Source organism: Xanthobacter sp. YC-JY1 (genome assembly GCF_021730305.1).
Classification (GTDB): Bacteria; Pseudomonadota; Alphaproteobacteria; order Rhizobiales; family Xanthobacteraceae; genus Xanthobacter; species Xanthobacter flavus.
The window spans coordinates 2,552,950-2,578,010 of the sequence record NZ_CP032674.1 but is presented as its reverse complement, the minus strand read 5'-3'; the positions used below and the strand labels follow the sequence as shown (position 1 = coordinate 2,578,010).

Sequence of the window (25,061 nt, the reverse complement as noted above, 5' to 3'; positions counted from 1 at the left end):
GAAAATCCCGGCAATCATGTCCCGTCGTTACCGTCGCCGTTGCGGCGGGCGGACAATAGCGTGTCGCGGCGCCATCGCAACTGCTCCGGGGCTGCGAGGCGCGCTTACTCCTTGTCCTTCAGGCGGGCGAGCGCGGAGAAAGGCGAAATGGCGGGATCCTCCGCCGGCGGCTCGAACACCGCGTCGGGCTTGCGCGGGTAGGGATCGACACCGAGGGCCAGGAACTCACACACCAGCGCGCCCACGTCGATACGGCCATCCACGATCTCGTCCGGCGGGTCGATCCCGTTCTCCTCGTCCTCTTCGGAGGGCTTATAGGTGCCGGCGGGGGCGAAGTGGACGTCGATTTCCTCCTCGAGCGGCGCGTCGAACGCCTCCAGCGTCACCCCGCACGTCTGGCGCACGGTGGCCGTGAGTCGGCCCGAGACGTGCACGCCTTCCCTGCCTTCCGGAACAAGGTGAAGCGTCGCCAGGATCCCCTCGGCGTGGAGAACGCCCGCATATCGCGCAAGCGCCGCCGTGGCGGCTTCATCGGGCGCGAGCTTCAGGTGGAGGCCGAGCGGCGGGAGGTCCGCGATCGAGATCATGTGGGAATAAGGAAGGTCGCTCATTGTCCCGCCTCCGGAGCAGGCCTGAGTTGGGGCGCCGGCAGCACCAGCGCGCCGCGGGCGAAGGTTTCAAAGGGCGTTGCCGCAAGGCTGTCCGCGGCGGCGCGGACATAGGCCGCGAACGGGGCGGCGGTGGGCACCGGCTCCTCCGTGCCGAGAATATTGCGGGCGATGGCCTGCGCCAGCAGCGCATTGCCCCCGTCAGCCAACGCGGTATCATATGCCGCAGCGCGGCCGTAGAAGGCTTCGCCGATCTTCTTCATCTTCTTCGGCACGGTGAGGTCGCCGACGCCAAGCTCACGCATGGTGGCGTCCATGTCGGCGGCGAAGGCGTCGAAAATCTCCTGCGACATGGCGCGCGCCGTATCGTCGCCGCCCTTCAGGCGGTGGCAGACGAGCACGGTGTGGAGCACCACCATCTCGAAGCGTCCCTCCAGCGTATCGGGAACGCCGAAGTCGGTGTAGAACTCCGCCCGCCGCGACTGTGCCACGATCACGCCATACAGGCGCTCGATGGTCTCGCGGGACTTGGCACGCTTTGACGAGCGGAACAGGTTGAGCATTTCGTATTCCGGGCCAAGGTCCGGCGAGGAGTTGAACGGGCAAGCGGCGTAACGCGCCCTCGCCCGCATGGCAAGGGGCGGTAGCCGAGGCGGCGCGCCGGGGCGCCGTTCACAGCACAATGATGGGGATGCGTGTGGCGTCACTAGACAAGAGGCAGGAGCGCACGGGGAACGGGCGGAACACCACCAACCGGAGGCTTGGCCTTGCGGGGACCGCTGCCCTCCTGCTCGCCGGGATGGCGCTTACGGGCTGCGACCAGGTGGTCGTGAACGGCACGGGCGGCCAGCTGACCGGCGTGGTTCGCACCTATCAGCGCGGTTACGTGCTGGCGGAAGGCGCGCTGGATCAGGTGCCCGTCGGCTCGAGCCAGGAACAGGTGCTGCTCGTGCTGGGCACGCCGTCCACCGTCGCGACCCTGAACGGCGACGCCTTCTTCTACATCTCTCAGACCCAGCAGCGCGTCGCCTTCCTCAAGCCGGAAATCACCGAGCAGAAGGTGCTCGCGATCTATTTCGACAAGAACAAGCGGGTGACCCGCGTGGCCCAGTACGGCCTCAAGGACGGCAAGGTGTTCGACTTCGTGTCGCAGACCACGCCGACCAGCGGCGAGGAGCTGAGCCTCATCCGCCAGATGATCGGCCTCATCACCTTCTGACCATGGACCAGGGCAGGCCGGCCGCGTGGACCGCGCGCCGGGCCTTGACCTGCGCCGTGAATGGCGCTCCCAAGGGCGGTGTGGCGCCCGAACGGCCCCACCCCTGCGCAACGCCCGGAGCGACGAGCCCGAACCGATGGCCAGAACACTCGGACAGGACCTCGCTGCCGCGCTGCGCTTCTATTCCCGCCTGCCGCTGCCGGCGCGGGATGACACCGCCTTCGCGCCACCCGATATCGACCGCATCGCCTATGCGATCCCCGTCGCTGGCGCTGTGCTCGGTCTGATCGGGGCGCTGGTCCTCATCCTCGCCATGGCCGTGAAGCTGCCGGCCTTCCTTGCGGCGGTGATGACGGTGGCGGTGCTGGCCCTGGCCACAGGATGCTTCCATGAGGACGGGCTGGCCGACACCGCCGATGGGCTGGGCGGCGGCCGCGACCGTGCGCACAAGCTCACCATCATGCGCGACAGCCGCATCGGCACCTATGGCGGGACCGCGCTCCTGCTGGGGTTGCTGCTGCGGATCGGCGCGCTGGAGGCGCTCGCTCTATCGGTCGGCCCGCTGCGCGCCGGCCTTGCCCTCATTGCCGGCGAAGCGGCCTCGCGCGCCGCCGGGGTGCTGCTCATCGCCGCCCTGCCCCCGGCCCGCACCGACGGCGCCGGCGCGTCCGTCGGCCGTCCCTCGGAAACGGCGGCGCTGTCCTGTGCCCTGGTCGCCGCCCTGATCGTCTGCGTACTCATGGTGGCGGCGTTCGGCATCGGCGCGGCCTTTGCCGGCCTGATCGGCCCGGTGCTGGTGCTGCTGGTGATGATGCGCCTGTCGAGCCGGCTCATCGGCGGGCAGACCGGCGACGTGGCAGGGGCCACCCAGCAAGTGGCGGTGATTGTGTTCCTCCTCGGCGTGCTTATCTTCGGGGGACGGTAGGCGAGCGGCGATTCCCGCCCCGCCAGCCCCAAGGAGCCGAGCGCGCGCCTGCGCAGCCATGACCGACCCGTCAGCACCCCGGACCATTCCAGCGGCGAACGCCATCGTCACGCCCTGCATCAAGGTGTGCGTGGTGGAGCCTTTGAGCGGGCTGTGCATCGGCTGCGGGCGGACGCTGCGCGAGATCGGCGGATGGGCCTCCTTCTCCCCGGATGCCCGCGACCGGATCATGGCCGTCCTTCCCGACCGGCTGGCGCGTCTCAAGCAGACGGCGCCGGACGCCTTCATGGAATAGGCCGCCATGCGCAGCGACCGTCTCCTCTGGCTTCTCCTGATCGGCCTGTTCGCCGGCGGCGTCATCCTCGCGGTGAACCACGAGCAGGGCGAAGTGGCGGGCATCGACATCAACAAGTTCGGCGCGCTGGTGGGGCAGCTCTCCATTGCCGTCTTCGTCGGTGCGGCCGCCTGGTCCATCTTCCGCGGACGAATCGCCGAATCGCTCATGGCCGCTGCCTTCTGGCTGGTGCTCGCGGCGCTGCTGGCCCTCGGCTACACCTATCGCGATCCCCTCACCCAGGTCGGCCGCAAGGTGCTGGCCGAGGTGGCGCCAGGCTATGCGGTGAACCTCACGCAGATGGGCACCAGCATGGTGGAGGTCACGCGCGGGTCCGGCGGCGATTTCGCGGTGCGCGCCGGGATCAACGGCTCGGGCGTGAGCATGCTGGTGGACACCGGCGCCTCGTCCGTGGTGCTGACCCACGAGGCGGCGAAGGCGGTGGGCCTGCCGGTCGATTTCCTGAAATACGATGTGCCCGTCGACACCGCCGCCGGCCGCACCCGGGCGGCAGCCGTGGTGCTGGACACCATAACCATCGGCAGCATCGTCGAACGGCACGTGCCCGCCCTCGTCTCGCCCGCCGGCGCGCTGCGCACCAGCCTGCTCGGCATGAGCTTCCTGTCGCGGCTCGACGCCTTCGAATTCCGCGGCGACAAGCTCGTCATGCGCGGCGGGAAATGATTGTATTTCCGCCCCCTGCCCGTCCCGGTTAGGGTCGCTGGCAATCCTCAAGCCTGAGCAGCGAAGCGCGATGCGCGTCCCCACACCGACCGATCTCCAGAAGGAACGGGCGATCCTGTTCGCCATCCTTCTCGATTTCAGCGTCTTCGTGCCCTACCTCGTAACGGTGTGGCGCATCGGCTCGCTGGCCATGCTGGCGGAGCTGCTGCGCGGCGGCCTGCTGCTTCTGGTGGAAGGCCTCGCCCTTGTGACGCTGCGCGCCGCGCATCGTGGCCGCATGTATTTCTACGATTTCGGCATCGGCAAGCTCGAGCGCATGTTCGCGGCCGCCATCGGCGTGCTGCTGCTGCTCGCGGCGGTGTTCATCCTCATCAAGGTGATGGATTCGTCGGAATCCGAGCCCCTGCCGCCGTTCTGGGTGGCGGCGGCCCTTGGGCTCGTCATCTACAACCTGTTCACGAATCTGGCGCCGCTGCTTCCGCTGTGGCGGGCGACGCGCGCGGGCACGTCCATCATCGTGCTCAGCCAGTTCCGCGCCCGCATCGCCAAGGCGGTGGCCTCGGTGACGGTGGTGGTGTGCGTCGCCCTCGACGTGCTGTTTCCGCACACCGAGGTGGGGTTGGCGGCCGACGATATCGGCGGGCTTATCGGCGCCGCCTTCATGCTGGTGATCGGCGGTGCCATGATCTCGGAAGCCCTGCCGGACCTGCTGGATCGCGCTCTGGCGGAGCCGTTGCAGCTGAAGGTGAACGCTGCGCTCGCCGCCTATTTCGATCGCTACGAGCAGCTCATCAGCGTGCGGACCCGCAAGTCCGGCACCATCGCCCATGTGGAGATCACGGTGGGGTTCGCCCCCGGCCGCACCATTTCCGACGTCAGCTTGGTTACGGACGCCCTGCGCCAGACGCTGACCGCCGCCATCCCCGATGCCGACGTCGTGGTGATCGCCGCGCCGTACGATCCCGAGACGCGGTCCGCCTAGAGCATCTCCAGCCCGACCTTGCGGCGCGGCGGGGGGAAGGCCTTGTCGATGGCGGCGAGGTCTTCGGCATTCAGCGCCAGATCGCGCGCGGCGGCGTTCATCTCCACATGCTCGATGCGGCTCGCCTTGGGGATGGCGATGACGTCGCCGCTGCGCATCACCCACGCCAGCGCCACCTGGAACGGGTCCACGCCGTGCTTCTTCGCCACGGCGCCCAGCGCCCCGCCGCGCGGCAGGCGGGCCTGCTCGATGGGGCTGTAGGCCATGACCGGAATGCGGGCAGAGCGCAGCTCCGGGAACAGGTCGAACTCCGGTCCGCGACGGCTCGGATTGTAGAGCACCTGATTGGCCGCGCAGGCGGTGCCGCCCTTGGTCGCGAGCAGCTCCTCCATGTCGTCCGTGTCGAGGTTGCTCACGCCCCAGAGGCGGATCTTGCCCGCCTTCTGCAGCGACTCGAAGCCGGCGACGGTCTCCGAGAGGGGATGGTTGCCGCGCCAGTGGAGGAGATAGAGGTCGATCACGTCGGTCTTCATCCGCTTCAGGCTGCGCTCGCAGGCGGCGGCGACGCCGGCCCGGCTGGCATTGTGGGGATAGACCTTGCTGACGAGGAACACCTCGTCCCGGCGCCCGGCAATGGCCTCGCCCACCACCTCCTCGGCGCCGCCGTCGGCATACATCTCCGCCGTATCGATCAGGGTGAGGCCGAGGTCGATGCCGCGCTGCAAGGCCTTCGCCTCGGTGGCGCGGGCTGTGGAGCGCTCACCCATGTACCAGGTGCCCTGGCCGAGGGCGGGCACCGTCTCGCCATTGGGAAGGGTCACGGTCTTGGTCATGGGCGCTTCCTCGGGCTTCGTTCCGCTGGCTGGTTGCGGGCGACCATAACGCCTGCTTCGGGGAGGTCCAGAGTCGGCCTGCGGCAGGGGGACGCTGCGTAGATTCACGCGCTTGACCCCTTCTGCCGCGTTGCACACAAGCGGAGCATGGGCATCGGGTTGGGATTCAAGGGCTTGCGGGCGGCCGCTGCAGCACTTTTCGTGCTGGCGCAGCTGACGCTGGGGTTCGCCCACCAGCCTGTCGCCCTGCCCTCCTCCGAAGCGCCGATCGATCTTGCGGCCTATGCGCTGCCGGACGGGTCGCTTCCGGACCTCTGCCTCAATGGCGGAGATGCGGGAGCGGTTCTCAAAACCCATCCCTGCGACGCCTGCGTCCTGACCTCGGCGCCCGGCCTTGCCGCCGCGCCGCAACCCGCGTTGGCGGCACCCGATGGCCGGCGCATCGCCCACCTTGCCGCGCGCAGCGGACGCCGGCCGGCGGAGGAAGCCCGCGGCGCCCAGGCCCGTGGCCCTCCTGTGACGTGACCCAAAGCTGAACCGGCGCGGGAGCCTCCCGACGCCTCCGGTCCCTGCCGCCCCTGCGGCCTTTCGGGTTTTCGTCCATGTCAGACACGCAATCTCACGCGCCTTCGGAGGCGCTCGCGCGCGCCCGCGCCGCCATGTCGGCGGAATTCGGCACCGTCACCCGCACCGCGTTCGATCCGGTGCGCCGCGCGCCGCGGCGGCTCTATCACACCAACGGCTTCAACCCGCCCCGCCCCATCGAGGATGCGGCGCGGCGCGGCTGGTCCGGACGTTGCCCGGCCTGCGGCGAAGGTGCCCTGTTCGGGTGCTGGATGCAGGTTTCGGAAGCCTGCGCCCATTGCGGCGAGGCGCTGGGCCATGCCCGGGTGACCAATGCGGTACCGGTCCTTGCGATCCCTCTCGCGCTGCTGGCCGGATCGCTGGTGGGCGGCATCCTGGAATTGCTCAGCGACCTCCCCCTGGCGGTCGAGCTCGCGGCCAGCGAACTCGTTGCCGTGGCGGCCGCCTTCCATGTGCTGCCCCGCGCCAAGGGCCTCGCCATCGGCCTCGCCTGGGCGAACCATGTGGGCGGCTTCGATCCGCTCCGCCATCTGGTGCCGGACCCGGAAGCCCCGGCCGCCCTGCCCCCACCGGTCGAAGCCCCCTGAAACGCAGAACGCCGGCGGGAGCACCGCCGGCGTTCGCCTATCCGAGAGTTGGGCGCGCGATCAGGCCGCGTCGTAGAGCCGGCGCTCCAGCAGCGGGTTGCCGCCCTTGAAGGCGCCGTGCAGCGCCTTCGCGGCAGCGAGCACCGCAAGGTCCACCAGCGGCTCGACGATGATGACGAGCATGTAGGCGCCGCCGAAGGTCGCCACCGAGGCGATGTTCTCGGAGGCGAAGCCCTGGCCGTAGACCGCCCAGAACGCCACCCAGCCGACGATGCCGGCCTGATAGGTGGTGGAGAGGGCGAGCGCCTGGCCGTACTTCAGCTCCACATAGGGCGTGCCCGGCGCCACGATGCGGCGCGCGACGGCGGCGACGCCGAACAGCGGCACCAGCAGCGTGGTCACGTTCATCCCGTACTGGGGCAGGTCGAACGGCGCGAAGAACAGGCCCTGGATGAGCAGGCCGAAGGCGAGGCCGAGGGCGGCCGGGGCCGCGCCGAACATCAGGAACAGGGTCGAGCCGAGAATGAGGTGCACTTCCGAGACGCCCACCGGATAGTGCGGCAGCACCTCGAAGAAGCTGAATACGAGAGCGGTGGTGGCGAGGGTGCGGCCCGCCAGCGAGAGGACGCCGCGCTCGCGCGCCGCCTCATAGGCAAGCTTCAGGGCATAGCCGCCGGCGGCGGCCGCCGTGACATAGCTGAGGCCGATCTTGGCCCAGTCCACAAGTCCGGGTTCGATATGCATGCTGGTCTCCGTTGCCGTCTCACCCGACGGCCCGAGGGTTGTCATCATGCGACCGGCCGGTCTCCTGACTCGCGGGTCTACGCTCACCCCCGCCTTCCCGGCCGGCCCGAGGGGCTTTGGCCAGTGGCATGCTGGAAGATCGCTCGCCGCTCACAGTCGCGGGGGCGGTTGGGGCTTCGGGCCACCCCGGCGGATTTCCGCGCAGGTTCAGGCCCTACCCCATTCCCGTTTCACTCCGGATGCCGTGGCAACCGGAGCACCGTTCGCATGCGCAGCAGGCACCGAACACCTCCGTGCTGTCAAGCAATCCCGGAGGCGAAACGCGCCGGCCCCTTCCGGACCGGCGCGTCGTGCGCGTGCGATTCCCGCCTCAGTGGCCGGGATGGGCGCTACCGGAGGCGCCGAGGCCCTCAACCGTGAACTTCACAGGCACGCTGCCGGCCTTCTCGAAGGTCAGCGTGCCGTCCACAGAGGTGCCCTCCTTGAGCGGAGACTTCAGGTCCATGAACATGATGTGGTAGCCGCCGGGCTTCAGCTCGACGCTCCCGCCCGCCGGGATGGTGAGCCCGTCCGGGATGGGCCGCATCACCATGACGCCGTCCTTCATGGCCATCTCGTGGATCTCGACCCGGCCGGCGAACGGCACGGTGGCGGAGATGAGACGGTCGGGGGCGGCGCCGGTGTTCTTCACCACCAGATAGCCGGCGGCGACGCTGGCGCCGCCCGGCGTGGCCCGCGACCAGGGATGGTCGATCTGCAGCGTACCGGCCTTGTAGTCGTGCGCCACGGCAGCGCCCGTCAGGGCGACGGTGGCGACGGCTGCGGCCATCACCGCACGGCGGGTGAGATGGAAAATGGACATGGGTGCTCCTTGGTTGCGCCGGCGGGGCTCCTGCCCCCCGGCGGAATGAACCTGCTTGGTTGGATTGGATGACATGCTCGCCACCCGAGCCGGACACGCGATGGCGCGGCCGCGCGGGCGGGGCGGATTCGGCCTTCAAAAGGCGTCAGGGGTCAGGCGCGGAGGGGAGGCCCCTGTGAGGATCGCGGCTCGCGGCGCACGCGGCCGGTTCCCTCTGCGGCGGCAACGGCCGCCCGCTCGGAAATCGCGGGCGTTGCGACGGGACGCCCGGCATCGGCGGCAACAGGGAGGATCGGCGCCAGAGAATGGAAGGCGCAGAGGGCGCAGCAGACGGAGTGATCCGCTTGCGGCGACATTGGCCTGTCGTCCGGAGTGCCGGTATTGCGGGCGCACAGGACTCGGCCGTCGGCTGCATTGGCCATCGCCGCGCCGCCGGAGCGCTCGAATGCCATGCCCGCGACGAACAATTGCAGCACGAAGGCATAGGCAAGCCAGACGCAAAACGCGCCGCGCCCCCATCCTGCCTCACGCCACCTCGCCACCCGCTGCTCCCGGACCTCGATAACTGGCCGGCATGTTAACCGCCCGGCGGAGAAAGTCATCCGGCGCCGGCCTCCTCAGAAGTGGACGGCGAAGCGTGCCATGCCGCGCTGGGACAGGAAATCCTGACCGACATTGAGGCCGTACTCCACCTTGATCTCCAGATTGTCGCGGGTAGCCGCCTGCAATCCGAGGTCAAGATTGCCCAGCACGTCGGGCAGCGGCGTGGAGGTGACGAAGCTGCCGGCCGACAGCGGCGCCCACAGGAAGCGGGCCGTCGTCTGCCAGGCATCGTTGGAGGCGAAGGACGCGCCGAGGGTCATGTAGGGCCGCAGCACCACGCCGTCCGGCAGGTCCATCCGGCCGCCGAACTCCACAGCCGGGGTCGCGACGAAGGTGGTGAGGCTCGATCCCTGCAGCGCCAGCTCCGCTCCCGTGCGGCCGAGTTCGCTGAAGCCAGGCATCTCCACATGAATGAGGTCGAGGTCCAGCCTCGGCCGCAGATAGTAGTTGGAGAAGGAGAATTCGTAGGACGCCCGCAGCCGGCCGGTGACGTTGTAGACATCGGAATTGCTGGTGGCCTGACCTCCGGCGATCCCGATGGTCCGGGTGTTGTCGTTGGAAACCCAGCCGGCATCGACCGCGGCAGAGAACTGCCAGGGGCCCCACTGCCGCTTCAGGGCGACGCCGATATCGCCGCCATTGCCGCTCGACGAGAACCAGCCGCTGGGGCTGGACACCGACGACTGCTGATAGGCGCCCGACAAGGCGAGGAACCAGTCCGTGGCCAGCTCACGCTGGACTCCGGCCTGGAAGATCAGGCTGTCCGAGGTATAGCCCTGCATCTGGGAGGTGGTCGTCTGGCCGGTGTGGTCGTAGATGATCCGCGCCCAGGCGCAGTTGTCCTCCCGCAGCTGGGTGCTCGATGCCACGAACACGGGGCAGCTCAGGGTGCGGTCGAGGAAGGCCTGGCTCTCGCCGATGCGCAGTCCAGCTGGCGCCTGCAGCAGTTGCGGGGACAGCTGGCCCAGCGCGCTCTGGTAGGCCAGCGCCGAATTTATGTCGATGAGGCCGTTGAACACCTTGGACATGCCGCCGACATCGCCGGTGTCCCACACGCGCTGGAGGCTTCCGCCGACGGATGCCTCATTGCCCGACAGCCAGACGCCCTTGGGCAGGAAGTGGGCGATGGGGCTGATGGTTAGGGAGGTATCGTCGGCATGCACCGCCCAGCTGTAGGCAAGGCCGCTGTCCTTCGCCAACGCCGTGCTGGTCAGCTGATCCGCGACGAAGATGGTATAGGAATCCTTAGGCGCGATGCTGGTCGCCCGCGGTTCGATGGTCCCGGTGAGGGTGGCCCCGCCGACGACGCGGATTTGGTCGTTGCGGGCGGATGCCGAATCCACATCCACCTGCAGCACGCCGTCGGAGCCGAGACCGCCCGCGACGCTGGTGGTGGCGATCACGCCCAGCCCGCCGGGATTGACCGTGCCATGGTTGATGAAGCCCGGGGCACCCTGCTCTGCCCCGAAGGTTGCGGCGAAGGTGGAGGTGTCCCCGGCGGTCTTGACGACCGTGCCGGAATTGAACGTCGCGCCCGCCTCGTTGACGAGCCCGTTCGTGCCGCCGCCGAGATCGACGCTGCCGTTCAGCGTGCCCTTGTTGTTGACGCTGTCATCACCGACGCCAGCCTCGATGGCCATGCCGCTGAGGCCGGAGACCGTTGCGCCCTGCGCGATGGAGACGGTGTTCTGGGTGCCGCCCGAAAGGACGATAGCGGCCGTGCCCGTGCCGCCCCGCACCACGCCGCCATCCGCGACGAGGATCTGGATCTGGCCGTTTCCGCTCGCCCCGAGGCTCTGCGCGAAGATGGCTGGCGAATTGTCGCCGGTGGCGATGGCGCTGCCGGAGACCAGCACGGTGACCGGCCCGCCGGTGCCCGCGCCGCCGGCCGTACCGAGGCCGACGCCTCCGGCAGTCGCCGCAAGGCCGCCGCCGCCGCCGATGGACTGGGCCACGATCACCGGCGCGTTGTCGCCCCGAGTCGTGGCCGTGCCGGTGAGGGAGACGTAGACGGCGCCGCCATTGCCGGAGCCGCCGCCGCTGCCCTGGATGCCGTCCTGGTTCGAGAACACAGCGCTGGCCGCCGAGCCGCCGATGCCGCCGCCGCCACCCACCGACTGGGCGAAGATGGCGGATGCGCCGGTGCCGGAGGTGACGATGGTTCCCCCGGCGAGGGCGTAGATGTTGCCGCCGTTGCCGCCCTGCCCGGCCGATCCGCCGAACGCGACGGCGCCGGTGGCGTCGGCCGAAGACGTACCGCCGATGCCGCCGCCGCCGCCGATGGACTGGGCGAGCACGCCGAACGCATTGTCGCCCGAGGTGCGGATCACCGAGCCGGCGGCGAGATCAACGGTGACGGTGCCGCCCCCGCTGCCGCTGCCGCCGTCGCCGCCCAGGGTGAGGGCGACCGAGTGGCTGCCCGATGTCTTGGTGGAGCTGGTCGCGGCGATGCCGCCGCCGCCGCCGACGGATTGCGCCAGGACGCCGATGGAGGCATCGCCCGACGTCTGGATGGTGCCGAACACGTTGCCATAGACGTTGCCGCCGGCGCCGCCCGCCCCGCCCGAGGCGCCGAGGCCCACGGTTGCGGAGAAACTGCCGTTGCCGGAATCGGTGGCCACGGTCGAGGCCCGCCCGCCACCGCCGCCGATGGACTGAAGCACCATGCCGTTGGCGAGGTCGCCGCTGGTGACGATGCTGCCCTGCTGCGTGACGTTGACGGTTTCGCCATTGCCCGCCACGCCACCGGCACCGCCCAGGAAAAACGTGGCGGTGATGGCGTTCTGCCCGCCGTTGGCGACGCTGTTGGCGACGGATGCATTGCCGCCGCCGCCGCCGATGGATTGGGCCAGAACGCCGTCGGAGCCGTCACCCAGCGTCTGGGTCGCGCCGTTGATGCCGATGATGACGTTGCCGCCATTGCCACCGCCGCCGCCCGAGCCGCCGAGGCTGGCGGCCACGGTCGCTGTGCCGCCGGTGTCGCCGCCGGAGGACGAGGCGACGGAAGCCTTGCCGCCGCCACCGCCGATGGACTGGGCGAGGATGCCCGCGGAATCGTGCCCCTTCGTGACGAGGTGGGACGTGTCCCCGCTGCCGAACAGGACCTCGACGCGGCCGCCATATCCGCCGCTGCCGCCGCCGCCGCCCACGGTCGCGGACAGGTCGAAGCTGTTGCCGCCCTTGCCGTCCGCGGTGGATTTTCCGGCACCGCCCACGCCGCCCGAGCCGCCGATGGACTGGGCGACGATGGCATCCGCCGCATCGCCCGACGTGACGATGGTCACGGCGCCCGTGGCGGTCACGGAGACCTCGCCGCCATGACCGCCCGCCCCGCCCGTGCCGCCGACGATGGTCCCCACCGCGATCTTGCCGCTGGTGGCATTCTGGGCGCTGCCGGCCGCACCGCCACCGCCGCCGATGGACTGCGCCAGGATGGCGCTCGCCCCGGTTCCGACGGTGAAGATGTTGCCCGTATTGGAGACCGACACCGTGGAGCCGTAGCCGCCCGTGCCGCCACTGCCGCTCAGGGACAGGGTGACGGCCGCCGTGCCGCCGGTGCCGCTGTTTCCCGTCACCGCGGCCGAGCCGCCGCCGCCGCCGATGGACTGGGCCAGGATGCCTTGGCCGAAATCGCCGCCGGTGACCAGAGTGCCTGAATTGTTCACGGTGGCGATGCCGCCATTGCCACCGCCCCCGCCGCTGCCGCCGAGGCTGGCACCGAGATTGAGCTTCGCGCTCTGGCCGGATGCGGTCGAGACGGTGGACACCGCATTGCCGCCGCCGCCGCCGATGGATTGCGCGACGATGGCGCTGGCGTGGTCACCGGAGGTCTGCACCTGTCCGGCATTGACGACCGTGGCCGCGCCGCCGTTTCCGCCGGTCGCGCCGCTCCCGCCGAGCGTCGCGGAAACATTCGCCGCGTCCGTGCCCGAGGTGGTAGAGGAGGCCGCGCCGCCCTTGCCACCGCCGCCGCCGATGGACTGCGCGACGAGGCCGTTGGAGCCGGTGCCGACGGTCACGATGGCGAACGCGGTGGCGCTCGGGTCGGCTCCGGTGCCGTTGACGACGATTGCGGACTCGCCGTTTCCGCCGCTTCCGCTGCCGCCGCCGATATCCACCGACAGGCCGAGGCCGTTGCCACCCTTGCCGTCGGCCTTGCCCGTGCCCGAGCCGGCCGAACCGCCGCCACCGCCGATGGATTGCACGAGCACGGCGTCCGCCGCGTCGCCGGTGGTGATGATCCTGCCGCCGCCACCGGCGGCGGACAGGGTTGCGGTGGCTTGTCCGCCATTGCCGCCCCCGCCGCCGGAACCGCCCACAGCGGCGCCGATGCTGATCTTGCCGCTGGCGGCATTGTCGGCGCTGCCGGCCGCCCCGCCGCCGCCGCCGATGGATTGCACGAGGATGCCGGTGGCGCCCTTCCCGGCGGTGTAGACGCTGCCGGAGGTGGAGACCGAGGCCAGCTCGCCATCGCCGCCGCTGCCGCCCGCGCCGGCAAGGGTCAGAGTGACGCCTGCCGTGCCGCCATTGGCGGCTCCGCCCGAGGTGCCCGACTTGCCGCCGCCGCCGCCGATGGATTGCGCCAGAATGCCGTAGCTGAAATTGCCGAGGGTGAGGATCGTGGCGCCGTTCTCAACGGAGGCGGTGCCGCCCGTGTTGCCGGAGCCGCCGCTTCCGCCCAGCGTCGCGGTCACGGCCGCGTCGGCCTTGGTGCCGTCGGCCGCAGTATGGGAGGCGAGCGCGATGCCGCCGCCGCCGCCGATGGACTGCGCCACGATGCCGGAGGCATGGTCGCCGCCGGTCACGATGGTGCCGCCGACGGTGTTCACGTAGGCTCCGCCGCCCGTATTGCCGGAACCGCCATTGCCGCCGATCCCTACCGTCAGGCTGGCGGTAGACGACGAGCCCTTCGCGGCGCTCGACGAGGTCGTGGCGCCGCCCTTGCCACCGCCGCCGCCGATGGACTGCGCGACGATACCGTTGGAGCCGGTGCCCAGCGTGGTGATGGCGACGCCCTGGGTGGTCGCGCTGCCATTGTTGACTTTGACGGTTTCGCCGTAGCCGCTGGAGCCGCCCCCGCCGCCCACCGCGACATCGAGGCTGGCGCTGTTTCCGCCGGCGCCGTCGGCTTTGCCCGAGCCGGCGCCGCCATTGCCGCCGCTGCCGCCGATGGACTGGGCGAGCACGCCGTCCGCGGCATTGCCGGTGGTGACGAGGCTGCCCAGCTTGGCATTGTAGAGGTCGACGGTGACGTTGCCCCCGTTGCCCCCGGCGCCGCCGGTTCCGCCGATCGCGGCGCCGATGGCGAACTTGCCGGTGGCCGCGTTGGTGGCGCTGCCCGCATTGCCGCCACCGCCGCCGATGGACTGCGCGAGGATGCCGATGCCGTTCTGCCCCTCGGTGCGGATGTCACCGGTACTGGTGACCGAAACGTCTCCGCCGTAGCCCCCCGATCCACCCGTGCCGGCGAGGGAGAAGGAGAGGCTCGCGGTCTTGGCCGCACTCGCGTCGGCGCTCGCGCCCACGGTGCCGCCGCCGCCGCCCACCGACTGGGCGAGGATGGCATTGGAATGATCGCCGGTGACGAGGATGGTTCCCGAATTCGTCACGGTCACCTGGCCACCCTGGGAGCCGGTGCCGCCTGCGCCGCCCAGCGTGGCGGTGATCGAATAGCTGCCACCGGAGCCCTTGGCCGTCGACGAGCCACCCTTGCCGCCGCCGCCGCCCACGGACTGGGCGAGGATGCCGTTCGCCGTGTCGCCGGAGGTGGCGATGATAGCGGAATTGGTTACAGAGACAGTCCCGCCGTTCGAGCCGGCACCGCCCGCGCCGCCGAGCGTGAGGGTTGCGGACACCGACTGGCTGCCCGACGCGTGGCTGTCCGACCCCACCGATCCGCCCACACCGCCGCCGCCGCCCACCGACTGGGCGAGGATGGCGTCCGAGAGCTTGCCGGATGTGGTGATCTTGCCCGAGGTGGTCACGGTGACCGTGCCGCCGGCATAGCCAAGGCCGCCCGTTCCCGCGAGGGCTGCGCCGAGCGCGATCTTCGACGTGGAGGCCGCATTGGAATTGCCGCCGATGCCACCACCGCCACCCACAGACTGGGCGAGGATGGCGACCGAATCCTCGCCTTTGGTCTCGATGACGGCGTCGGTATTCACCGTGACGTCGCCGCCCGCGCCGCCAACTCCGCCCTTCGCGCCGAGCGTCAGGGAGAGGCTGGCCTGCCCGCCGCTCGCCGAGCCTGCCGCCGCGCCGCCCTTGCCGCCGCCACCACCGATGGATTGCGCCACGATGGCCGAGGCGTGATCGCCGGAGGTCTGGATGTGGGTCGGATTGGCCGAGGCGGGCGAGACGGATGTGACCGTGACGTTTCCGCCGTTTCCGCCGTAGCCACCGGTGCCGCCGAGGTCTGCGGAAAGGGTGAAGGTGCTGTTGGAGCCCTTCGGAAGATCGGAGGCTTTCGTGCTGCTCTTGCCGGAGGCCGAGCCGCCGGTGCCCCCGCCGCCGCCCACCGACTGGGCGAGGATGGCGTCCGCATCGGCGCCGGTCGTGACGATCTGCCCGGTATTGGTCACCGTGACGTCGCCGCCCTTGCCGCCGCCCCCGCCCTTGCCGCCCAGCCCCACCGTCAGGTCGACGGAGCCGCCCGCGGCATCGGCCGTTCCGCCACCCGCGGTGCCGCCACCGCCACCCACCGATTGCGCAAGGATGCCCCGCGCGCTGACGCCGGACGTGGTGATGGTGCCGGACTGCACCACCGTCACCGCATAGGCATTGCCGGCGACATTGCCGCTTCCCCCGGCACCGAGCCCGAGCGTCACGGAGGTCTTGCCGGAAAGGGACGCCGCATTGGCCGAAGTGGAGCCCACGCCGCCATTGCCGCCGCCGCCGCCGACCGCCTGGGCGATGATGCCATCCGCGAAATCGCCGGAGGTGGTGATGGTGCCGGAATTGCTGACCGTCACCGCGCCGGAATTCTGCCCCGCTCCGCCTTGCCCGCCCAGCGTCGCCGACACTGTGAGTGCGACGCCGCTGGACACGCTGACGCCGAGCGCGCTCGCGTCGCCGCCGGTCCCGCCGCCGCCGCCGATGGATTGCGCCAGGATGCCGGTGGAGCCGGCGCCGGAAGTCTTGATGGAGCCGGTATTGGTGGCAGAGGCATTCTGCCCGATCCCGCCGTTGGCGCCGCTGCCGCCGACGCTGGTGTTGACGGTGACCGAGCCGTCGACGCCTGCGGAGATGGCGTTGGCGGCGGCAGAACCGCCATTGCCGCCACCGCCACCGATGGACTGCGCCACGATGCCCATGGAATCGAGGCCGCTGGTGGTGATCTCAGCGGAATTGGTGACGGTGACGACACCGCCGTTCCCGCCGCCGCCGCCCGAGCCGCCGATCGCGGACGCGACGGCGACATAGAGGCCGCCACTCTGCGACAGTCCGCTGCCGCCCGAACCGCCGCCGCCGCCCACCGACTGGGCAAGGATGGCCGATGCACGGTCACCGGTGGTGACGATGCCGGCAGCGTTGGTCACCGTGACGGAGCCGGCGTTGCCGCCGGAGCCACCCGAGCCGCCGATGGTGAGGGCCGCGCCTTCGAGGGTGTCGGCCACCGCCTTGCCGCCCGCGCCGCCGCCGCCGCCGATGGACTGGGCCAGGAGCCCCGTGGCGTATCTGCCCGAGGTGGAGATGATGACGGTGCTGGGCGTCGCGCTGGTGTTCGTCACATAGACGTTGCCGCCATTGCCGCCAGAGCCGCCGCCGCCGCCGATGGCTGCGGACACTCCGACGCCAACGCTCATGGTGCCGCCGCCGCGCCCGCCGCCGCCGCCCACCGACTGGGCCACCAGTCCGAGCGAATTGTCGCCGCTGGTGATGATCGTGCCCGAATTGTACAGCGTCGTCTTGCCGCCGTTGCCGCCCGACGCCCCCTGTCCGCCGAGGGAGGCCAGCCCGCCCGCGCCGCCGCCATTGCCGCCGCCGCCGCCGATGGACTGGGCCAGCACGCCGTCGGAGAAGTTGCCCCCGGTGGTGATGGACCCGAAGTTCCTGGCGGTCGTTTCCGCCGCGCCGCCGGTGCCTGACGTGCCTGAACTGCCGGCATAGCCGCCGACGGCGACGCAGCCCACGCCGCCGTTCGAGCAGGTGCCGCCGATGATGAGGTTGCCGCCACCGCCGCCCACCGACTGCACGAGCATGCCGTGGGCGTAGTTTCCGGTGGTCGTGACCGTGCCCGAGTTGATGCCGGTGGCGCTGGCGCCGTCGCCGCTGACGGCACCGTTGCCACCCATGGAGACGAACACCGCATCGGCCGAGCCGCCATTGCCGCCGCCGCCGGCCACCGACTGCACCACGATGCCCACCGAGCCGTTGCCGGTGGTGGACACGGCGGCACCCGATTTCAGATAGACGTTGCCCGCGGCGCCGCCAGGGCCGGCCACGCCGCCGGAGCTGCTGATGAAGCCGCCCACGGATGCCCCATTCGCACCGGTGCCGCCTAGGCTCTGCGCGACGATGGCGTTCGAGGCGTAACCGGACGTCTGGACCTTCGCGCCGCTCGCCACGTTGACGGTGACAACGGTGCCGCTGGCGGCGCTGCCGCCGGTGCCGCCATTGCCGCCGGTCTCGTTGAGAGAATCGTCCGCTGGCGCGCCATTGCCGCCCGCGCCGCCATTGGCGGCCACAATGATGCCATGGGCCGTGTCGCCGCTGGTGATGATGGTGACGCCACTCTGGACCGTGAGGGAGGCCGTGCCGCCGGTGCCGCCCTGGCCACCGTCGCCGCCAGAACCGGAGAAGGTGCCGCTCGCTTTGCCCCCGAGGCCGCCCGCGCCGCCGTTGGCATAGATGGCGATGCCCGCTGCCGATGTGCCGGAGGTGCTGATCTGGCTGTTACCGGAAACCGTCACCTGGACATTTCCGCCATTTCCGCCGTTGCCGCCGTTTCCACCGGATGCATTGGGCAGGTCGGCACCTGCATAGCCGCCATAGCCGCCGGCCCCGCCATTGGCACTTGCGACAATGCCCGCGCCTGTAGAGGTGATGGCGGTGCCCGAGACCACGATGGTCACATTGCCGGCGTTGCCGCCGTTTCCGCCGCCGTAGGCAGTGCCGTTGCCGCTGATGCCCTTCGCATTTCCGCCCGCGCCGGCATTGCCGCCGAGCGACGCGGCATAGACGCCGGCCCCGTTCGGGCTCTGGATCGTGACACTGCTTAGGCCGACATAGACGTTTCCGCCGTTGCCGCCTTGTCCGCCGGCACCCGCATGGGCGGCCAGTCCGCTCCGCGAATAGCCCCCGGCGCCCCCGGCACCGCCTGCGGACGTGATGCTCAGTCCAGGCCCGTTGCCGCTCGTGATGCTCGTCGAGCTGATCTTTATGGATGCGTTGCCGCCGCTCCCCCCGGTGCCGCCAGCCCCAGCGAAGGACTGGTCGTCGGTGAAGCCGCTGCGACCGCCGCCGCCCTCACCACCGACGCTCGTGATGACAATGCCGCCGGCCGCGGATCCCAGTGTGGATCCCGTGACCGAGATGGTCAGGGCGCCGCCACTGCCACCTGTTCCGCCCGCACCGCCATATCCGTGGCCGAAACCCTGGGCGGACCCATATCCGCCCAGCCCGCCCGTTCCACCAGTCGCCTGGATGGTGATCGGCGTGGTGCTCGCCGGGCTGGTGGTGATGCTGGAGACCGCCGCCGTGAACGCACCGCCAGTGCCACCAGAACCTCCAGCTCCGCCATAGGCGTAACCTGTGCTTAAGCCGCTGTACACGGCAGCGTAGCCGCCCTGGCCACCCGTCCCGCCGGTCGTGATGCTCTGGATGGCGTAGGTGCTTGAGGAGCCCCCGCTGATGATTATCGACGTTGCACCGATGGAGCCGCCAGCCCCTCCAACCCCGCCACGGGTGGTTTCCCAATCGTCAGTATCGCTGCTGCCCTTGCTGCCGGTGGCGCCCTGCGAATTCAGCGCATAAGGCATCGTCACCACGGTCTGCGCCGCCGCCGGTGTAACCGCGACGGGCGCGGCGACCAGAACGAGACTGCACAGGGTCGTCGTGAGGGCGGTGGAGAGCAGCATCCGCGCGGTGGACGCCCCATAGACAGAGCATGGCGCAATGCGCGCATCACAGCCGTGCGCAAGCCGACTCGAAGCCATCCCCCGCCCCCCAGCAAAGCTCCCGCCGCGACATTGCTGCCCGGCCGGTAAAAGCGCAACCGCCCCGATTGCAGGACGTTAGGGCATGTGCAATCGCGCCGCGGGCGCGTCGGCAAGCAAGCTGCGCAGCTGAGAGATGGCTGGAGCGGGATGGTCAGTAACCAGCACCTCGCCGGGCCCCGTGGTGGCCTTCCACCCGCAACCGGGCAGTGACTGATCCGTCGAAAAAGCATAATTGGGCCGCATCGTGACGTAGAATAGAACGCACGCGATGCGACCCAATTGGATAGCGCCTCAGAAATAATGTCGCAAAATCAAGAGTTTCGTTTTTCCGTGGCGCCCATGATGGATTGGACGGACCGCCATTGCCGGGCCTTCCATCGCACCTTCTCGCGCCATGCGCTGCTCTACACGGAGATGGTCACCGCGCCGGCGGTGATCCATGGCGACCGGGCGCGGCTGCTCGGCTTTTCGGACGCGGAGCATCCGGTCGCGGTGCAATTGGGCGGCAGTGATCCGGCGCTTCTGGCGCAGGCGGCGGGCATCTGCGCCGATTTCGGCTATGACGAGATCAACCTGAATGTCGGCTGCCCCTCCGACCGGGTGCAGGGCGGCAATTTCGGTGCCTGTCTCATGCGCGAGCCGCTTTTGGTGGCCGAGTGCGTCGCTGCCATGAAGGGCGCCGTCGCCCTCCCCGTCACCGTGAAATGCCGCATCGGCGTGGACGACCAGGACCCCGAGGAAGCCCTCGACACCCTCGCCGACGCGGTGCTGGCGGCCGGTTGCGACGGGCTCATCGTCCATGCCCGCAAGGCGTGGCTGAACGGCCTTTCCCCCCGCGAGAACCGGGACATCCCGCCCCTCGACTATGATCGCGTGCGGCGCCTGAAGGCCCGCCTGCCCCACGTGCCGGTAGCGCTCAACGGCGGCCTCGAAAGCCTCGCGCAGGGGCTCGCCGAGGCGGACGGGCTCGACGGCATCATGTTCGGCCGCGCCGCCTATCACACGCCGGAGCTGCTGGCGGAGGTGGACCCCACTCTCCACGGCGTCCCGGCCCCGCACGAGGATACGTTCGCCGTCATCGAGGCGTTCGAGCCCTATATCGCCCGCCACCTCGAAGCCGGCGGCCGGCTCTCCGACATCACCCGCCACATGCTCGGCCTGTTCGGCGGCAAGAAGGGCGCGCGCATCTTCCGCCGCCGCCTCTCCACCGAGGCCATCATCCCCGGCGCCGGGCTCGAGGTGCTGCGCGGCGCGGTGGACGAGGTGCGCCGCCGCGATCTGCAGGCGGCCTGACCAAGCGGGAATTCCCGCGGAGTTGCGTGAATAGCGCAGCTTTCGCCGGCGTCATGCGGCCGGCGCAGTGGACATATGCCGGATTCCGGGCCACTCCTCCTCCCCCATCCGCCTGCAAGCCTTCGGTTCCGCTCATGTTTTCCAACGTTCCCGTGCAGGAGCTTGTCCTGCTCGTCGCCGCCATGCTGGCCGGCGGGGTGCTGACCGGCCTGCTCGCCGGCCTCTTCGGCATCGGCGGCGGCGGCGTCATCGTGCCGGTGCTGTACGAGGTGTTCGGCTTCCTCGGGGTGGACGACAGCGTGCGGATGCAATTGTGCGTCGGCACCTCGCTCGCCATCATCATCCCCACGGCGATGGCCTCCCATCGCACCCACATGGCCAAGGGCGCATCGCTGCCCGGCGTGCTGGCGAAGTGGCGCATCCCGGCCATCATCGGCATCATCACCGGCAGCGCCATCGCGGCGGTGGCGGCGGGTTGGGTGCTGCAAGCGGTGTTCGTGGCGGTGGTGTCGCTGCTGGGGCTGAAGAGCCTCATCGGCCGCAACGACATCCGCATCGCCGATCACCTGCCGTCGTCCGCCATGATGCGGTTCTACGGCTTCTTCATCGGCCTCGCGTCGTCGCTGGTCGGCATTTCGGGCGGTGGCATCTCCACCAATATCCTGCTGCTCTACGGCGTGCCGATCCACGCCGCCGTCGCCACCTCGGCGGGCATCGGCGTCATCATCCCCATCCCGGGGGTGATCGGCTATGCCATCGCCGGCTGGCCGCATTTGTCGGAACTGCCGCCCCTGTCCATCGGCTATGTGTCGGTGATCGGCTTCCTGTGCATCGCCCCCGTGGCGACGCTGGTGGCGCCTTATGGGGCGCGGCTCGCACACCGGCTGAGCCGCCGCCATCTGGAGATCGGCTTCGGCCTGTTCCTGCTGCTGATCGGTGCGCGGTTCCTCGTCGCCATCATCCACGGCTGAGGCGGCGCCTCACCAGCGGTGGGTGAAGCCGGCGGTGATGCTCTTGTTCAGCGTCGAGCCGGTATCGGCCACGGAGGTGGTCACCGTGAAGTCCGGCGCGAGCTGCTGCTGGGCGCTCACGGTGGGCAGAAGCTGGGGCGAATTGCTCGTCGCCTTGGTGGAGACGGCGAAGGTGGTGCCGACGTCCGTCAGCTTGAGACTGAGCGACTTGTCGGTCTCCCACGCCTGCGACCCGGCCTTCACCTGATAGGTATCCGCCAGCGTCGCCGCGAGGCCGCTGGTCAGGGGAATGGTGCGCTCGAACGTGGTGGCGAGCTTGCTCGCCGCATCGTTGGGATCGACGGAGACGTTCACCGTGCCCTTCTCCCAGACCATCCAGTCCGGCAGGCGCGAGACGGTGACCTTCGCATAGGCGGTGCCGCCGAGGCCGTCCGCGCTCTGACCGACCGTGGGTGCCACGCTCGATCCGGTGGCCGAGAGGTCGAGGCCGACCACGGCGCCATAATCCTGCACGGGCGTCGAATAGGTGAGCGAGGTCGAGCCATCGGCCTTCAGGGCCGTCTTCGCCTCCGTCCCGTCGGCAAGGGCCGGCGCGGCGGCGAAGAGCGGAGACAGCAGCGCGGGCAGAAGCGCGGAGCGCGTGAGGGGGCGGCGGATCGCCATGGGTCTCGACCTCCCGGGGCAGAGGGTGGGCACCGGAACGGTGGCCGAGCACGCGGCTACCATTCCTCTCGGCTTGCTTGGTCGAGGATGGATGGGGAGAAGTTAAGGCGGAATTGTTGCGCTGCAGCGTCGTCCCCATCATGCGCGCGCCGCATGGCTTTTGCGCCACACGCGCGCCGGGCCGCCTTGCCGCCGGGCCGGCCGCGTCCTAATCCCCGCGCGGGAGGATGATAATGACACAGCCCGAACTTTCGAGCGCGACCCTCGATCTGCTCACCCGCATCGCCGGGGCGTTGGAGCGCCTGGCCCCGCCTGCGGTGCCCACCCCGGATTTCGAGGCGGCCGACGCCTTCGTCTGGCACACGGACCCGATCCGTTTCGAGCCGGTGCCGCGGGTCAATCGGGTGGAGATGGACCTGCTGCAGGGCATCGACCGGGTGCGCGACCAGCTCGTCGAGAACACCGAGCGCTTCGCCCGCGGACTGCCGGCCAACAATGCGCTGCTCTGGGGCGCGCGCGGCATGGGGAAAAGCTCGCTGGTGAAGGCCTCCCACGCCGCCATCAACCGGTCTCTGGCCGATGATGGCGCGCGCCTGAAACTGGTGGAGATTCACCGCGAGGACATCGAGACCCTGCCGGCGCTGATGGGCCTGGTGCGCGGCTCCCATCACCGCTTCATCGTCTTCTGCGACGATCTCTCGTTCGATTCCGACGATACGTCCTACAAGTCGCTGAAGGCGGTGCTGGAAGGCGGCATCGAGGGGCGGCCGGACAACGTGATCTTCTACGCCACGTCCAACCGTCGCCACCTGCTGCCGCGCGACATGATGGACAATGAGCGCTCCACCGCCATTAACCCCGGCGAGGCCGTGGAGGAGAAGGTTTCCCTCTCCGACCGCTTCGGCCTGTGGCTCGGTTTCCACAAGTGCAGCCAGGACGAATACCTTGCCATGGTCGCCGCCTATGTGGACCACCACGGCATTCCGGCGACGGAAGAGGAGTGGCGGCCGAAGGCGCTCGAATGGGCGACCACCCGCGGCGCCCGCTCCGGCCGCACCGCCTACCAGTTCGTGCAGGATCTCGCCGGCCGGCTGGGGGTGGCGCTGAAGGCGGCGTGACGGGCGCACCCCGGACGCATTTGCTGTCGATCCATGGGTCCGGGGCGCAAGAGCGTGCCCCGGCTCTCGGCTCACCCCTCGGCGATCACCGCCAGGAATTGCTGACCGTAGCGCATCAGCTTGGCCTCGCCGATGCCGGAGATCATGCCCAGCGCCTTCATGGAGGTGGGCTTCAGCTCGGCGATGGCCATCAAGGTGGTGTCGTGGAAGATGACGTAGGGCGGCACGCCCTGCGCCCGCGCCAGCTCGAGCCTGAGCTTCTTCAGTTTCTGGAACAGCGCCTCGTCGGCCGGATCGGCCAGGGCCGCGGAGGGGCCGCGCCCGCCGCCGGTGACACGGGCGGCGCGGGGGCGTGCCTCGGCCTTCAGCTCCACCCGCTCCTCGCCGCGCAGCACCGGCCGGCATTTTTCGGTGAGGCCAAGGCTGCCGTGGCCCTCCACGTCCACCCACAGATAGCCCATGGCCACCAGCTGGCGTACCACGGCCCGCCATTCATCGCGCGAGAAGTTGCCGCCAATGCCGAAGGTGGAGAGCTTGTCGTGGCCGAACTTGGTCACCTTGTCGTTGGCGTCGCCGCGCAACACGTCGATGACATGGCCGGCGCCGAACCGCTCTCCGGTGCGATAGACGCAGGAGAGCAGCTTTTGCGCCGCCTCGGTGCCGTCGAAGGTGCGCGGGGGGGCGAGGCACGTATCGCAGTTACCGCATGGCTGCGGCAGGTCTTCCTCGAAATATTTCAGCAGCACCTGCCGCCGGCAGGAGGCGGTCTCGGCAAGCCCCAGCAGCGCATCGAGCTTGCTGCGCTCCACGCGCTTGCGCGCCTCCGGGGCATCCGAGCCGTCCACGAACTGGATGAGCTTGGCCACATCCTCCACGCCGTAGAGCAGCAGCGTCTCGGAGGGCAGGCCGTCACGCCCGGCGCGGCCGGTTTCCTGATAATAGGCCTCGATGCTCTTGGGCAGATCGAGATGGACAACGAAGCGCACGTCCGGCTTGTCGATGCCCATGCCGAAGGCGATGGTCGCCACCATCACCACGCCCTCCTCCTTCAGGAAGCGGTCCTGATGGCGGGCGCGGGTGTCGGCGTCGAGGCCGGCGTGGTAGGGCAGCGCCGTGCGCCCCTCGGTGGAGAGCATCTCGGCGGTCGCCTCCACCTTCGCCCGGCTCATGCAATAGATGATGCCTGCCTCGCCGTCATGGGCGTCGAGGAAGGCCTTCAGCTGCACGCGGGGATTGGCCTTCGGCGCGATGCGGTAGCGGATGTTCGGCCGGTCGAAGGAGGACAGGAAGACCTGCCCCTCCTCCAGATTGAGCCGCTCCACGATCTCCCGGCGCGTCGGTCCGTCCGCGGTGGCGGTGAGTGCCATGCGCGGCACGCCGGGATAGCGTTCATGCAGGATGGTGAGCTGGCGATATTCGGGCCGGAAATCATGCCCCCATTGGGAGACGCAATGGGCTTCGTCGATGGCGAACAGCGAGATGCGCGCGCCGTCCAGCAGGTTCAGGAAGCCGTCGGTCAGCAGCCGCTCGGGCGCCACATAAAGGAGATCGAGGTCGCCCATGGCGAGCGCTCGCTCCACCTGCCGCCCCTCGCCGGGGGCGAGGGAGGAATTGAGCATGGCCGCCTTCACGCCGAGCTGGCGCAGCGCCTGAACCTGATCGTGCATCAGTGCGATCAGCGGCGAGACCACGATGCCCGTGCCCGGCCGCACCAGCGCAGGCACCTGATAGCACAGGGATTTTCCCCCGCCGGTGGGCATGAGCACGAGGGCATCGCCCCCGGCGACCACATGCTCCACGATCTCCCGCTGCCGCCCGCGGAACGCCTCGTAGCCGAAGACGTGGCGCAGGACCTCGAGCGGGGCGGAATCATCCAGAAGGGCAGACATG

The 25,061-nt window shown here is 69.9% G+C and carries 19 protein-coding genes and 1 riboswitch; of the genes, 10 read left to right on the top strand and 9 right to left on the bottom strand.

The window, feature by feature from the left end:
- Positions 1-104: 104 nt before the first annotated feature.
- Both D7006_RS11985 and D7006_RS11980 read right to left on the bottom strand, forming a co-directional pair.
- Complete coding sequence (locus tag D7006_RS11985; protein ID WP_229644573.1) at positions 105-611, bottom strand: DUF177 domain-containing protein; 507 nt, start codon at positions 609-611, stop codon at positions 105-107.
- Positions 608-1,171, bottom strand: a complete 564-nt coding sequence (locus D7006_RS11980; protein ID WP_229644572.1) for a ubiquinol-cytochrome C chaperone family protein — start codon at positions 1,169-1,171, stop codon at positions 608-610. Before D7006_RS11980 ends, D7006_RS11985 begins: the two co-directional genes overlap by 4 nt.
- Before the next feature lie 236 nt (positions 1,172-1,407).
- Between D7006_RS11980 and D7006_RS11975 the strand changes: the two genes are divergently transcribed.
- From D7006_RS11975 to D7006_RS11955, 5 genes are all read left to right on the top strand, one after another.
- Complete coding sequence (locus D7006_RS11975) at positions 1,408-1,827, top strand: outer membrane protein assembly factor BamE (RefSeq protein ID WP_210257525.1); 420 nt, start codon at positions 1,408-1,410, stop codon at positions 1,825-1,827.
- A gap of 136 nt (positions 1,828-1,963) precedes the next feature.
- The gene (gene cobS / locus D7006_RS11970; RefSeq protein WP_237356763.1) at positions 1,964-2,752 is read left to right on the top strand and encodes an adenosylcobinamide-GDP ribazoletransferase; all 789 of its coding nucleotides are present in this window, start codon (positions 1,964-1,966) and stop codon (positions 2,750-2,752) included.
- Positions 2,753-2,810: 58 nt separating this feature from the next.
- Positions 2,811-3,047 carry a DUF1289 domain-containing protein gene (locus tag D7006_RS11965; RefSeq protein WP_210257526.1) on the top strand — a complete coding sequence of 79 codons (237 nt, stop codon included), beginning with the start codon at positions 2,811-2,813 and terminating at the stop codon, positions 3,045-3,047.
- 6 nt (positions 3,048-3,053) lie between these two features.
- The gene (locus D7006_RS11960; RefSeq protein ID WP_237356762.1) at positions 3,054-3,770 is read left to right on the top strand and encodes a TIGR02281 family clan AA aspartic protease; all 717 of its coding nucleotides are present in this window, start codon (positions 3,054-3,056) and stop codon (positions 3,768-3,770) included.
- 70 nt (positions 3,771-3,840) lie between these two features.
- Positions 3,841-4,752, top strand: a complete 912-nt coding sequence (locus D7006_RS11955) for a cation diffusion facilitator family transporter (RefSeq protein WP_237356761.1) — start codon at positions 3,841-3,843, stop codon at positions 4,750-4,752.
- Here the strand turns inward: D7006_RS11955 and D7006_RS11950 are convergent.
- Positions 4,749-5,585, bottom strand: coding sequence for an aldo/keto reductase (locus D7006_RS11950; RefSeq protein ID WP_237356760.1), 837 nt, complete (start codon positions 5,583-5,585; stop codon positions 4,749-4,751). The genes D7006_RS11955 and D7006_RS11950 overlap by 4 nt on opposite strands.
- A 147-nt stretch (positions 5,586-5,732) precedes the next feature.
- On the opposite strand from D7006_RS11950, the gene D7006_RS11945 reads away from it, so the two are divergent.
- Positions 5,733-6,110: a hypothetical protein gene (locus D7006_RS11945; RefSeq protein WP_237356759.1), complete on the top strand. Its 378-nt coding sequence runs from the start codon at positions 5,733-5,735 to the stop codon at positions 6,108-6,110.
- A gap of 77 nt (positions 6,111-6,187) precedes the next feature.
- A complete protein-coding gene (locus D7006_RS11940) occupies positions 6,188-6,757 on the top strand; it encodes a DUF983 domain-containing protein (RefSeq protein ID WP_237356758.1) in 570 nt (189 codons plus the stop codon).
- Positions 6,758-6,817: 60 nt separating this feature from the next.
- Here the strand turns inward: D7006_RS11940 and D7006_RS11935 are convergent, their stop codons facing one another.
- The 4 genes from D7006_RS11935 to D7006_RS11920 form a co-directional block, all read right to left on the bottom strand.
- On the bottom strand, positions 6,818-7,501 hold the full coding sequence (locus tag D7006_RS11935) for an energy-coupling factor ABC transporter permease (RefSeq protein WP_237356757.1): 684 nt from the start codon (positions 7,499-7,501) through the stop codon (positions 6,818-6,820).
- A 36-nt stretch (positions 7,502-7,537) separates the two neighbouring features.
- A riboswitch (cobalamin riboswitch) is annotated at positions 7,538-7,780 on the bottom strand.
- Between the two features lie 91 nt (positions 7,781-7,871).
- Positions 7,872-8,363 carry a copper chaperone PCu(A)C gene (locus D7006_RS11930; RefSeq protein WP_229644564.1) on the bottom strand — a complete coding sequence of 164 codons (492 nt, stop codon included), beginning with the start codon at positions 8,361-8,363 and terminating at the stop codon, positions 7,872-7,874.
- Between the two features lie 152 nt (positions 8,364-8,515).
- Positions 8,516-8,965: a hypothetical protein gene (locus D7006_RS11925; protein WP_237356756.1), complete on the bottom strand. Its 450-nt coding sequence runs from the start codon at positions 8,963-8,965 to the stop codon at positions 8,516-8,518.
- 15 nt (positions 8,966-8,980) lie between these two features.
- On the bottom strand, positions 8,981-19,045 hold the full coding sequence (locus tag D7006_RS11920) for an autotransporter outer membrane beta-barrel domain-containing protein (RefSeq protein ID WP_237356755.1): 10,065 nt from the start codon (positions 19,043-19,045) through the stop codon (positions 8,981-8,983).
- Between the two features lie 420 nt (positions 19,046-19,465).
- Between D7006_RS11920 and dusA the strand changes: the two genes are divergently transcribed.
- Both dusA and D7006_RS11910 read left to right on the top strand, forming a co-directional pair.
- Positions 19,466-20,419, top strand: a complete 954-nt coding sequence (gene dusA, locus D7006_RS11915; RefSeq protein WP_237356754.1) for a tRNA dihydrouridine(20/20a) synthase DusA — start codon at positions 19,466-19,468, stop codon at positions 20,417-20,419.
- Between the two features lie 134 nt (positions 20,420-20,553).
- Positions 20,554-21,390 carry a sulfite exporter TauE/SafE family protein gene (locus tag D7006_RS11910; protein ID WP_169120467.1) on the top strand — a complete coding sequence of 279 codons (837 nt, stop codon included), beginning with the start codon at positions 20,554-20,556 and terminating at the stop codon, positions 21,388-21,390.
- A 9-nt stretch (positions 21,391-21,399) separates the two neighbouring features.
- Here the strand turns inward: D7006_RS11910 and D7006_RS11905 are convergent, their stop codons facing one another.
- Positions 21,400-22,053 carry a hypothetical protein gene (locus D7006_RS11905; RefSeq protein WP_237356753.1) on the bottom strand — a complete coding sequence of 218 codons (654 nt, stop codon included), beginning with the start codon at positions 22,051-22,053 and terminating at the stop codon, positions 21,400-21,402.
- A 233-nt stretch (positions 22,054-22,286) separates the two neighbouring features.
- Here D7006_RS11905 and D7006_RS11900 point away from each other — a divergent pair, with 233 nt between their 5' ends.
- Complete coding sequence (locus D7006_RS11900) at positions 22,287-23,171, top strand: ATP-binding protein (RefSeq protein ID WP_229644544.1); 885 nt, start codon at positions 22,287-22,289, stop codon at positions 23,169-23,171.
- A 71-nt stretch (positions 23,172-23,242) separates the two neighbouring features.
- On the opposite strand, the gene recQ is transcribed toward D7006_RS11900, so the two are convergent.
- Positions 23,243-25,060, bottom strand: coding sequence for a DNA helicase RecQ (gene recQ, locus D7006_RS11895; RefSeq protein ID WP_237356752.1), 1,818 nt, complete (start codon positions 25,058-25,060; stop codon positions 23,243-23,245).
- Position 25,061: the final 1 nt, after the last annotated feature.

What these genes read in the sequence shown, in the direction of transcription:
- D7006_RS11955 (WP_237356761.1), top strand. Translation starts at nt 3,841, where the DNA reads ATGCGCGTCCCCACACCGACCGATCTCCAGAAGGAACGGGCGATCCTG.
- D7006_RS11950 (WP_237356760.1), bottom strand. Translation starts at nt 5,585, where the DNA reads ATGACCAAGACCGTGACCCTTCCCAATGGCGAGACGGTGCCCGCCCTC.
- D7006_RS11900 (WP_229644544.1), top strand. Translation starts at nt 22,287, where the DNA reads ATGACACAGCCCGAACTTTCGAGCGCGACCCTCGATCTGCTCACCCGC.
- D7006_RS11940 (WP_237356758.1), top strand. Translation starts at nt 6,188, where the DNA reads ATGTCAGACACGCAATCTCACGCGCCTTCGGAGGCGCTCGCGCGCGCC.
- cobS (WP_237356763.1), top strand. Translation starts at nt 1,964, where the DNA reads ATGGCCAGAACACTCGGACAGGACCTCGCTGCCGCGCTGCGCTTCTAT.
- D7006_RS11925 (WP_237356756.1), bottom strand. Translation starts at nt 8,965, where the DNA reads ATGACTTTCTCCGCCGGGCGGTTAACATGCCGGCCAGTTATCGAGGTC.
- D7006_RS11920 (WP_237356755.1), bottom strand. Translation starts at nt 19,045, where the DNA reads ATGCTGCTCTCCACCGCCCTCACGACGACCCTGTGCAGTCTCGTTCTG.
- D7006_RS11960 (WP_237356762.1), top strand. Translation starts at nt 3,054, where the DNA reads ATGCGCAGCGACCGTCTCCTCTGGCTTCTCCTGATCGGCCTGTTCGCC.
- D7006_RS11935 (WP_237356757.1), bottom strand. Translation starts at nt 7,501, where the DNA reads ATGCATATCGAACCCGGACTTGTGGACTGGGCCAAGATCGGCCTCAGC.
- D7006_RS11980 (WP_229644572.1), bottom strand. Translation starts at nt 1,171, where the DNA reads ATGCTCAACCTGTTCCGCTCGTCAAAGCGTGCCAAGTCCCGCGAGACC.
- D7006_RS11930 (WP_229644564.1), bottom strand. Translation starts at nt 8,363, where the DNA reads ATGTCCATTTTCCATCTCACCCGCCGTGCGGTGATGGCCGCAGCCGTC.
- D7006_RS11975 (WP_210257525.1), top strand. Translation starts at nt 1,408, where the DNA reads ATGGCGCTTACGGGCTGCGACCAGGTGGTCGTGAACGGCACGGGCGGC.
- dusA (WP_237356754.1), top strand. Translation starts at nt 19,466, where the DNA reads ATGATGGATTGGACGGACCGCCATTGCCGGGCCTTCCATCGCACCTTC.
- D7006_RS11945 (WP_237356759.1), top strand. Translation starts at nt 5,733, where the DNA reads ATGGGCATCGGGTTGGGATTCAAGGGCTTGCGGGCGGCCGCTGCAGCA.
- D7006_RS11985 (WP_229644573.1), bottom strand. Translation starts at nt 611, where the DNA reads ATGAGCGACCTTCCTTATTCCCACATGATCTCGATCGCGGACCTCCCG.
- D7006_RS11905 (WP_237356753.1), bottom strand. Translation starts at nt 22,053, where the DNA reads ATGGCGATCCGCCGCCCCCTCACGCGCTCCGCGCTTCTGCCCGCGCTG.
- recQ (WP_237356752.1), bottom strand. Translation starts at nt 25,060, where the DNA reads ATGTCTGCCCTTCTGGATGATTCCGCCCCGCTCGAGGTCCTGCGCCAC.
- D7006_RS11910 (WP_169120467.1), top strand. Translation starts at nt 20,554, where the DNA reads ATGTTTTCCAACGTTCCCGTGCAGGAGCTTGTCCTGCTCGTCGCCGCC.
- D7006_RS11965 (WP_210257526.1), top strand. Translation starts at nt 2,811, where the DNA reads ATGACCGACCCGTCAGCACCCCGGACCATTCCAGCGGCGAACGCCATC.